8 protein-coding genes are annotated in these 10,709 nt (G+C 41.3%); 4 read left to right on the top strand and 4 right to left on the bottom strand.

Annotated features, from left to right (window positions below; genetic code table 11):
* Positions 1-18: 18 nt before the first annotated feature.
* Positions 19-939 carry a bifunctional riboflavin kinase/FAD synthetase gene (locus QE404_RS07035; RefSeq protein WP_307448456.1) on the bottom strand — a complete coding sequence of 307 codons (921 nt, stop codon included), beginning with the start codon at positions 937-939 and terminating at the stop codon, positions 19-21.
* 207 nt (positions 940-1,146) lie between these two features.
* Here QE404_RS07035 and atpD point away from each other — a divergent pair, with 207 nt between their 5' ends.
* The 3 genes from atpD (at position 1,147) to QE404_RS07020 (ending at position 3,903) form a co-directional block, all read left to right on the top strand.
* A complete protein-coding gene (gene atpD / locus QE404_RS07030; protein WP_307448454.1) occupies positions 1,147-2,655 on the top strand; it encodes a F0F1 ATP synthase subunit beta in 1,509 nt (502 codons plus the stop codon).
* Positions 2,656-2,721: 66 nt separating this feature from the next.
* Positions 2,722-3,003 carry a FoF1 ATP synthase subunit delta/epsilon gene (locus QE404_RS07025; RefSeq protein WP_307448451.1) on the top strand — a complete coding sequence of 94 codons (282 nt, stop codon included), beginning with the start codon at positions 2,722-2,724 and terminating at the stop codon, positions 3,001-3,003.
* A 78-nt stretch (positions 3,004-3,081) separates the two neighbouring features.
* Positions 3,082-3,903 (top strand): hypothetical protein, encoded by an 822-nt coding sequence (locus tag QE404_RS07020; protein WP_307448448.1) that lies wholly within the window; start codon positions 3,082-3,084, stop codon positions 3,901-3,903.
* A 157-nt stretch (positions 3,904-4,060) separates the two neighbouring features.
* On the opposite strand, the gene QE404_RS07015 is transcribed toward QE404_RS07020, so the two are convergent.
* Positions 4,061-6,247 (bottom strand): B12-binding domain-containing radical SAM protein, encoded by a 2,187-nt coding sequence (locus QE404_RS07015; RefSeq protein WP_307448445.1) that lies wholly within the window; start codon positions 6,245-6,247, stop codon positions 4,061-4,063.
* Between the two features lie 94 nt (positions 6,248-6,341).
* On the opposite strand from QE404_RS07015, the gene QE404_RS07010 reads away from it, so the two are divergent.
* A complete protein-coding gene (locus QE404_RS07010; RefSeq protein WP_307453796.1) occupies positions 6,342-7,667 on the top strand; it encodes a GDSL-type esterase/lipase family protein in 1,326 nt (441 codons plus the stop codon).
* On the opposite strand, the gene QE404_RS07005 is transcribed toward QE404_RS07010, so the two are convergent.
* Positions 7,664-9,325, bottom strand: coding sequence for an MBOAT family O-acyltransferase (locus QE404_RS07005; RefSeq protein ID WP_307448436.1), 1,662 nt, complete (start codon positions 9,323-9,325; stop codon positions 7,664-7,666). The two genes, QE404_RS07010 and QE404_RS07005, sit on opposite strands and share 4 nt — an antisense overlap.
* Positions 9,322-10,572 (bottom strand): hypothetical protein, encoded by a 1,251-nt coding sequence (locus tag QE404_RS07000; protein WP_307448434.1) that lies wholly within the window; start codon positions 10,570-10,572, stop codon positions 9,322-9,324. The genes QE404_RS07005 and QE404_RS07000 overlap by 4 nt, the downstream gene beginning before the upstream one ends.
* Positions 10,573-10,709 lie beyond the last annotated feature (137 nt).

Genomic DNA, 10,709 nt, shown 5'->3' with positions numbered 1-10,709 from the left:
ATCTGCAAGCTTTTTATTTTAAAAAGGAAAAGTTTTTGTCAGCCTTTTGTCTTCATCCAGTCTTTCAATCAGTTTGTCCATGCCTTCAAACTTGATTTCGTCATGGAGGAAATCCCGGAATTTCACCGTGATGTCTTTCCCGTAAATGTCTCCTTCAAAATCAAGGATATAAACTTCTACAGTGAGTTTTTCTCCATTTACCGTAGGATTGGTTCCAACGCTCAGCATCCCTTTGTATTGCTTGCCGTGTACAAAAACTTCAACAATATAAGCTCCTTTTTTAGGCAGAAGCTTAATGGAATCTGTTTCAATATTAGCGGTAGGGTAACCTATGGTCCTTCCGATCTTTTTCCCGTGAACAACGGTTCCTGAAACAGAATAGGAATATCCCAGCATTTCATTGGCTTCCTTAATGTTTCCCGTTAAAAGTGCTTTGCGGATTTTGGTGGAGCTGATGTTATTTTCGTGAATATTGATCGCTTCCATCTGTTCCACTTCAAAATCCAGTTCCCCGGACAGCTTCTGGAGCAGTTCAAAATTCCCGCTTTTATTTTTACCGAAAGAATGATCGTAGCCGATGATCAGGTATTTCACATTCAGAATATCAATTAAGATTTTCCTTACGAATTCTTCCCCGGTCAGGTTTCGGAATTCAGCGTCAAATTCTTTCAGGAAAAGATTTTGGATACCGTATCTTTCCATCAGGCCGGTCTTTTCTTCCAGCGTATTCAGGAGCTTCAGGTCTTCATCAGGATTGAAGACAAATCTCGGATGGGGCCAGAAAGTTAGAATGGCGGTCTCCAGATTTTTCTCCTGTCCGGTCTTGGTCAGTTCATCAATGATGCTTTTATGCCCGATGTGCACACCGTCAAACATCCCTAAAGACAGGGCCAGAGGCTTGTGTGAAGTGTATTCGGTGAAATTTTTATAAACGTTCAAAACGGAAAAATTTTGACTGCAAATATAGGAAATAATGTATGAATGTATGTGCCTAAGACCAGACCATTAGCATTCATAAAATTTGTGCAGGATAATACCGCTGAATCCTTACGTTACCGCATTCGTAAAAGTATGATAAAAATCTGTTTTTTACCAATTGCGGGTTAATGAAGAATCATTATATTTGCACCAAGAAAAAATTTAGCAATGGCAAACCAAATTAAAGGAAAAATTTCTCAAATTATTGGTCCGGTAATCGACGTAGTCTTTACTGATGTGGAAGCTGTTCCAAGTATTTATGACGCGTTAGAAATTACCAAAGAAAACGGTGAAAAAGTAGTTTTAGAGGTAGAGCAGCATATTGGAGAAGATACAGTAAGATGTATTGCAATGGACGCGACTGATGGTCTCAAAAGAGGTCAGGATGTAATCGGATACGGAAATCCTATTACCATGCCTATCGGTGAGGCTGTAAACGGAAGACTTTTCAACGTAGTAGGTGATGCTATCGACGGAATGCCTAATATTTCCAAAGAAGGAGGTTTACCAATTCACAGAGAAGCTCCTAAATTTGATCAGCTTTCAACTTCTGCAGAAGTTTTATTTACGGGTATTAAAGTAATCGACCTTGTTGAGCCTTATGCAAAAGGAGGTAAAATTGGTTTGTTCGGTGGTGCCGGTGTAGGTAAAACTGTATTGATCCAGGAGTTGATTAACAATATTGCTAAAGGACACGGAGGTCTTTCGGTTTTCGCCGGTGTAGGGGAAAGAACGAGAGAAGGAAATGACCTTTTGAGAGAGATGCTTGAATCAGGAATCATAAAGTATGGTGAAGATTTTATGCACTCTATGGAAAACGGAGGATGGGATCTTTCTAAAGTGGATACAGAAGCCATGAAAGATTCTAAAGCAGCTTTCGTTTTCGGACAGATGAACGAGCCGCCAGGTGCAAGAGCGAGAGTAGCCCTTTCAGGTCTTACATTGGCTGAATACTATAGAGACGGTGGAGAAAGCGGACAGGGAAGAGACGTATTGTTCTTCGTAGATAATATCTTCCGTTTCACACAGGCAGGTTCTGAGGTATCTGCACTTTTAGGACGTATGCCTTCTGCGGTAGGTTACCAGCCGACACTTGCTTCTGAGATGGGAGCAATGCAGGAAAGGATTACTTCCACTAAAAACGGATCTATTACTTCCGTACAGGCAGTATATGTACCTGCGGATGACTTAACTGACCCGGCTCCTGCAACAACGTTTGCCCACTTGGATGCAACTACGGTACTGGACAGAAAGATCGCTTCATTAGGTATCTATCCTGCGGTTGATCCTTTGGCTTCCACTTCAAGAATCCTTGCTCCGGAAATCATCGGTGAAGAGCACTACAACTGTGCACAGAGAGTAAAAGAAATCCTTCAGAGATACAAAGCACTTCAGGATATCATTGCTATCTTAGGTATGGAAGAACTTTCCGAAGAAGATAAGGCAGTAGTATACCGTGCAAGAAAAGTTCAGAGATTCTTATCTCAGCCTTTTCACGTTGCAGAACAGTTTACAGGTATCCCGGGATCACTGGTAGACATCAAAGATACCATCAAAGGTTTCAACATGATTATCGACGGGGAACTGGATCACTTGCCGGAAGCAGCTTTCAACCTTAAAGGAACCATTGAAGAAGCTATTGAAGCCGGACAAAAAATGCTAGCTGAAAACGCTTAAGAAATTTTAAATTTTAGATTGACAATATCATTTAAAATTTAAAATCTAATCTATAATTCATAAAAAATGAATATAAAAATTTTAACACCAGAATACGTAGTTTTTGAAGGAGAAGTAGATTCTGTACTGCTGCCGGGTAAGCACGGTGAATTTCACATCATGAAAAACCACGCAGGCATCGTTTCTTCTTTAGTGGGAGGCAAAGTAAAATTGTATGCGAAAGCCATCAATGAAGCTTATGCTAAAAACTTCACCAAAGAAAATGAAAAAGACTCTGTTTTTTCTTATCCTATTATCAGTGGTGTTGTAGAATTTAATCATAACAAAGGGATTATCCTTTGCGAATAATTAAATGAAAAGCTAAATATATTTTCAAGAAAGTGTAACTTTGGTTACACTTTTTTTTTGATGTAGAAATCTGATTGTATGAAACGAGGTATTATCATATTCCTTACAGTCCTGGGGCTATTCCTCAATGCCCAGAATATTAAAACAAAGCATGGTGTTATACAGCTGGATGGCGTTCCGGTAGCTAAAATTGCCCACAGGTCCAATGAATATACCTTTATGGATCTTAAGGAAACACCTACATATACTATGGAGTTTGTGGATAAAAGCGTTGTGGACTCTGTCCGTGACAGTTATATTAAATTAACCAGGGTATACAATAATGATAAGACACTGGAGCTTGACTATATCTCGCCGTCTGCATTTTCAGGTGAGGAAAAATCAGCAGTATATACTTCCGTAAAAGGATTTAAGATCATCGATAACCGGGGGATCAACATCAAAAACCTCGATGAGCTGTTTAAAAATCCGCCCAAAAGAAAGCTGGATACAAAAACAAAAGATGCCTATACCGTAAGGAGTAAAATTGATAAGCTTAAAATTGAAGTCAATAACGTCGGTGAAATCCTGAGCAATGGTGTGCCGGTAGGATACTTCACTAATCTGCCGGTTAGTTTCGGATCGGATGATACCATTTCTGAAAAAACATTTGTTGACCTTGAGATATACGATGCCAAAAGCAAATACATCGGCAAATACATCACGACTACCAAACAGATTAAGACAGCCGGAGGTAAAACCTTTACCTTATACCGCGAAATATCCGGAAGGCCGTCAATCCTCAAATTCCCAACCTATAAAGCCATCGCGGAACGTTTGGCCATCATGGATCCGAACTTTATTAAAGTTCAGGAAAAAGTGATTGTAGGAGAAGTGACCAAAGACGGTGTTCAGAAATAATAAGGACTAAAATTGATCATACGAATTCCCGGAAGAGCCGGGAATTTTTATTGATCCGATATTTGCTCCCGGATACAAGTCAAAAAGGGATGCAATTTTGCAGGATTCCGGGAAAAATATCCCAAAAAAGAAAATTCAGGTAAAATTTTGTCAAAACTTACAGACACAGAATCACTCCGTTTTCCTTTAATTGCTGCATCGGTTTTGAGAACCAGAACAGCTCGAAATTTTCAAACTGTTCTTCAAAATAAGTTTTAAGTTGCTGAAGCATAAGCTTTTTAGGATTTTCTACCGTATGCTCTTTTAGAATTCCCATCAGCCATTCCGCATGGTCCTGTTCCATTTCCGCCTTCACAATATTGGTTTTTAAGTGGAATGTAAGCAGTGTATACGCACCAGAGTATTTCTTTTTTATTTTTACGCGATTCTCAGCGATTACGTTTTTGGCTAAAAAGATGATTTTTGAGTTAGGTCTGAATTTGAAATCATCATTTTCCAGTAAACAGTCATGGATGTAATCCGGATGTATGGTGGTAGGCGGAATTTTAAAATCAAACCAGTCCTGAAGCGGCAATTCAAAATTAATTCCATGCATATAATTGAACAGGGATTTTTTCAGTCCGAAGCTGAAACGGTTGTGGTCAATACCTGTCCGGTCTTTAAAATCCACATCATTGTGTGCGAACTGAATATCCTGCCGAACCGGAATGACACCGAAGGCTTCCGGGTTCAGTCCGACAGGGGAATGGGCAGTCATCGCAAACTGATGCCAAAAGCCACTCTGTACAATACCCATTTCAAAAAGCTGTCGTACCATCTCTAGGGAATCAACCGTTTCCTGGACCGTTTGGGTAGGGTAGCCATACATGAGATACGCATGGACCATAATTCCGGCCTCGGTAAAATTCCGTGTTACATCGGCCACCTGGGCTACGGAAACCCCTTTATCGATTAATTTCAACAGGCGGTCACCGGCTACTTCCAGTCCGCCGGAAACGGCAACGCATCCGGATATCTTCAAAAGAAAACAGAGATCGCGGGTAAAGCTTTTTTCAAAACGGATGTTCGTCCACCAGGTAACTACAAGGTTCCTTCTCAGGATTTCAAGGGCTACTTCACGCATCAGTGCGGGTGGTGCGGCTTCATCAACAAAATGGAATCCTGTTTCCCCGGTCGTCAGGATCAACTCTTCCATCCGGTCTACAAGGATCTTTGCCGAAATTGGTTCATAGATCTTGATGTAATCCAGGGATATGTCGCAGAACGTGCATTTTCCCCAATAGCATCCATGAGCCATGGTTAATTTATTCCATCGCCCGTCGCTCCAAAGGCTGTGCATAGGATTGGCAATCTCAATTACGGACACATACCGGTCCAGCAATAAATCCGAATAATCGGGAGTACCGATGTCGGCCTGACGGTAATCATGCCTTGGAGAATTATTTTTATAAGTTACCTGACCATTTTCTATCAGGAAAGTTCTTTTGAATTCCGGATTTTCCTGTCCCTGAAGGCTTTGATGCAAAAGTTCAAGAGGAAGTTCACCATCATCAAGGGTTATGAAATCGAAAAACCCGAAAACCCTGGTATCTTTGATTTCCCTAAGCTCCGTATTCGGAAACCCGCCTCCCATGGCAGTTTTTACATGAGGAAAATATTCTTTGATCCACTGTGCACATCTGAATGCGGAATAAAGATTTCCGGGGAAAGGAACAGAAAAACAAACCAGCTTTGGTTGTACCGTATCCATCTTATCTTTAAGGATTTGCAGCGTGATCTCATCAATAAAAGTGGTATTTCCGTTGAGTTTTGCATATAATTCATCAAAAGAATAAGCACTTTTACCCAGTCGTTCCGCATATCTGCTGAACCCGAAATCAGCATCTATATTTTCAACAATATAATCTGAAATGTCCTCCAAGTACAACGTTGCCAGGTGTTTGGCCTTATCCTGCAATCCCATGTTCCCGAAAGCAAATTCCATATCATCCAGCTGGTTGAAACGGGATGCTTCCGGAAGAAAGTTCATACTGCAGACCTGACGTGCCAGGGTTGGGTTTTTTCCCTGAAGAAATAAGATGACCTGATCGATGGTCTTTAGATATTCATCTTTTAAGGTGAAAATTCTCTGTGAATTGTCTGAGACTTCGTGGAGAGCAATGGGAACATCAAAAATATCTGCAAGCCCGTTTTTTGAAAACAAGGACAGGATTACTTCAATTCCGAGATCAGCCTGATAACATGAAACACCTTTTGTATTCAGGAAACCTTTGATATAAGCAGTAGCCGGATAGGGAGTATTCAGCTGGGTAAAAGGGGGAGTAATCAGGAGCAGATCTTTCAACAGGAAAATTTTTGCAAAGTTAAGATTTAAAATTCAGACTTACTTATTTTGTTTCCTGATGTAGGTTTTGCAGAAAAATGTATAAATTCACGGTATGAAAATTACCCGAAAAAGCATCAGCTTTCTTTTTGTATTGTTCTTAATCAACGGCCATGCGCAGGAAATTGAAAATAGTGATGTTCTGAAACCCTTTACGGAAAAACTGAAACAAAATACCGTTTCCACCATTCTGTTTATGGGAGATTCGCATATCCAGGCCGATTGGCTCACTTCCTATTTAAGAAAGAAATTCCAGGATCGTTATGGCAATGCGGGCCGGGGCCTTGTTTTTCCGTATAATGTGGCAAATACGAACGGTGCCGAAGATTTTGAGTCTGCAAGCAACCAAGCATGGGAAACATTCCGTCTGGTGCATGAGCAAAAGCTATTTCCTGAAATGGGAGCAAGCGGTTTTGTTATTGGCAGCAAAGAAAATCCTTTTCTGGAGATCACCTTCAAAAATCCTGAGGACCGTTTTGACAGGCTTTTTATTTATCACGATAAAAATATGGATGGGCAGGAATTCAGTGTCTATACTGAGCAGCAACCGCTGAAGAATTTCATCATCAAGAAAACGGAGCAGCTGAGCCATACGGCTGCAGAAGGGGAAACATTCCATGAAATGGTTTCTAAGTACAATAATACAACGACCAGGTTCAGGCAGCTTAATGGAGACAAAATCCTGAATCCGGTAGCAGGGAACGTATATAAAGTAGAAAGAAATTATTTCGATTACAATCCGGATTTTGAGCATTACATCACGCTCATCCGTAAACAGAAATTCACCGGGTTCAAAACCGAAGTGGATTTTGCACAGCCCCAGAATGTCTTTCTGATGCGCACTAATCTTCCCGGAGGTATATTTTACGGATTCCAGTTTTTAAAAAACACAGATAGAGGAGTCGTTTTCAATACAGTAGGCGTTAATGGAGCCACTTATGGCGATTTCCTTAAATATCCTTTACAGGTGCAGCAGCTGAAGACAATTGCTCCCGATATCCTTATCATTGCCCTGGGAACAAATGAAGCTTTTGCACCCATTGAAAAAGAGGAATTCCAGAATAATATTGCCACATTGATTCAAAAATTCAGGGAAGCAGCACCCGGCCTTCCGGTACTGCTCATTTCCCCTCCGGACAATATGCCGAAGCAGAACCGTGTTCCTGAAATCATTAGCTGGCTTAGGGAATCTGCAGCAGCGAACAAGGCCGCCTTCTTTAATCTGTACACCGCGAGTGGAGGAAAAGGATCTTTCAGGAAGGCACAACTGAAAAAGCAGGCAAGCGGAGATGGCGTACATTACGTAAAGCCCGGCTATGAAAACCAGGCTGAACTGATCTGGAAAGCCTTTTCCAAACTGTTTACCGGGGGCAGGAACTAGAATTGCAGATAGATTGGCAGCACCTGTTCAGCAGACTTGAAGTATCCGTACAGCAGAAGGAAGGCAAAGAAAATGATGATATACATGATCATCGGGAATCTTTCCCTTCTGGCGATCAGTTTGTCCACGGTACCTTCCGGGATAAGATGGATAGCCATTGCCAGGACAATCATTCCCAAAACACCTTTATAATTTTCATAGAATGGTGCAAATGCTTGTACATCAAAGTTAAAGAAGATCTGTTTTAGCATGGAAACTGCCATATCAAAGTCCTCCGCCCTGAAAAAGATCCATCCGAAGCAGACAAAGTGGAAGGTAACAATCCCCATAAAAATCCGGTAAACAATATGGTTATTGAACCCGGAAAATGCTTTTCCGGTGATCAGCATCCATATCTTATGCAGCCCCAGGCCAACGCCGTGAATGGCTCCCCAGATAATGAAATTCCAGCTGGCACCGTGCCAGAATCCACCCAGTAGCATGGTCGTCAGCAGATTGAAGTTGGCTGCGATACCTTTGGTATTCTTTGTGATGATCGCCGGAAGGATAAATATGATGAGCATCAGCAATGTAATGAGGCCGGCATAAAGAGGGGCAAGCTTGAAAAGATTTACGGACATGAAATACGTGCCGGACAGAAATGCCAGGACGAAAATAAACGAAGCTACAGAAAATTTCCGGTTTCCTCCCAGAGGGATGTACAGATAATCCTTCAGCCAGGAAGACAGAGAAATATGCCACCTGCGCCAGAACTCCGTAATATTCTTACTTTGATAAGGCGACCTGAAGTTGGCAGGAATTTTAACTCCCAGCCACAATGCAATCCCTATGGCAATATCACTGTAGCCGCTGAAATCACAATAAATAACCATCGCATAACCGTAAACGGCAAACAGGTTTTCCAGGCCTACATGCAGCGCAGGATTATCAAAAATATAATTAACGAGATTCAGCGTGATATAATCAGAGATGATCAGTTTTTTGATCAGCCCGGAAATAATCAGATAAAACCCCATAGCAAAATCCCTCTCAGACAGGTAATACGGCTGGTTGATCTGCGGCACAAAATCGTGTGCACGGACGATAGGCCCCATCATCAGTTTAGGGAAGAACGAAAGGAAGAGTAGGTAATCCGTAAATTTTTTAGCCGGTTTGAAGTCTCCCCGGTAGACATCTATGGTATAACTTAAATTTTCAAACGTGAAAAATGAAATTCCTATCGGCAACAGGATGTTCAGCGGATGAACATGAGCGCTTGTAAATTCATTGTACAGGGTAATGAAGAAATTGGTATACTTATAATAAAACAGGAGGCCGAGATTAAAAATAATGCTCAGAACAAGAAGCATGGTCTTACCGCTTTTCTTCCGGCTGTGATAGATGACATTGGACAACGCATAATTAACGATAGCCGAAACAATCACCAAACCTACAAACCATCCGCTGGCCTTATAAAAGAAGTACAGGGAGAAAAAGGTAAAAACATACCTTCTTGCCATATAGTGATTCCTTAAGATATAAAAGAGGAGGATGAACAGGGTGAAAAAATACACAAAGAACCCGTTGTTGAAGAGCAAAGGGTTTTTACTGTCATATACAAACTGGTGCAGAAACATGTTCCAGTCGAACGTAGAAAGGAGATCTTGTACCCGGTTCATTGTACGGTTCTTTTTTTAGAAGTGTAATTATGGTAATCTTTCATCATAGCGCGGTATAGTTTTTCGGCGAGGATATCTGCTCCTTTACCGTTCGGATGCACATAATCTTTATTGGCCAGCGGCGGATCTGCGGAAGCCCATTGCACAATGGAATTGTCACCGCCCATGGTTTTGAAAAGGTTAAAAAAGGACAATCCGTTATCAAACGCCATTTTAGCCTGGGTTTCCACCAGCTGATGGATCCCTTTTGCAGACTGGTATTCTCCGTTGTAGCGGAATGCACGGTCGGCAGTACTTACCATCAGGATATCACTTCCCGAAAATACGCTTTTGAATTTGACCAGGTTGGGCGTCATGATTTTGGCATAATATGAATAATCGGTATCATTAGGCCTGAAGAGCAGATTTACGCCATACTGCATGACAATAAGATCATAATGGTTCTTTTCCTGTACTGCTTTCAGGAAATCTTCATCAATTTTCTTGAACTCTACGCCTGTGATTCCACGGAAAGAAAAATTATCTACAATAATCCCGTTATCGGATTCAAAGCTTACCCCATAATAAGGAACCTGGGAACTGCTGCTTCTCAGGGTGTAAGACTGAAGAGTATCCTTTGCCAGCAATTGCCTGTTAACGGCATCAGGCCCGTTCAGGGAGATGCTGCTGCCGTTGTAATCAATGGCTGCTCCTCCTGAGGCATGCCCGAATATAAAATATTTATTGGTTACAATACCTTTTTGCAAAGTTTTATCGGTGAAATGAGTGCTTCCGGGGCCGGTAAAGCTAAACCCTGATATATACATATTATGAGCACTTTTGTCCATGAAGTTCACGATCTTCCATCCGGTTGCTTTGATCTCTGCGGATTCACGTACAGGAGCTACCTTGCTCTGAACAGGAAGAAAGCCTACACCGTAGCCTCCGAATTCCTGTTGAAGCAGTTTCCGTAAGGTACGGGTCAGGAGATCTCCTTCAATCATACTGTCCCCGAAATAAGCAATCCTTATTTTTCCCTTTCCGGTTTTTTTAAGCTGGTATAATTTTTCTGCCAGATGCGGCAATGCTGTAATGCTGTCTCCTTTGGTAAAGTCTGTAATAAGGTTTGGATTCTGATACAGCTCAAAATCCATTTCTTTACTGGCATGTAATGACGCCGCATTTTTAAGGCTGTCCTGTACAAGCTGGTTATTATTATTTGCCTTATCTGGATTGATGATTTCCGATATCAGATTTACATTCTGCAAAGGCTTCCAGTGTATATCAAAAACAGATATGAATATTGAGATAACAAAGTATATGACAAAGCATAAGGTGAGTAAAACAACTACCCGCCAATTTCTGTTTGCATTCATAAAGCTCCAGGAAATTTTTAGCTAATTTA

It is taken from the genome of Chryseobacterium camelliae (assembly GCF_030818575.1).
GTDB classification, from domain to species: Bacteria; Bacteroidota; Bacteroidia; order Flavobacteriales; family Weeksellaceae; genus Chryseobacterium; species Chryseobacterium camelliae_A.
The sequence above is the reverse complement of the archived record's forward strand: the minus strand, read 5'-3'. Positions and strand labels throughout refer to the sequence as shown.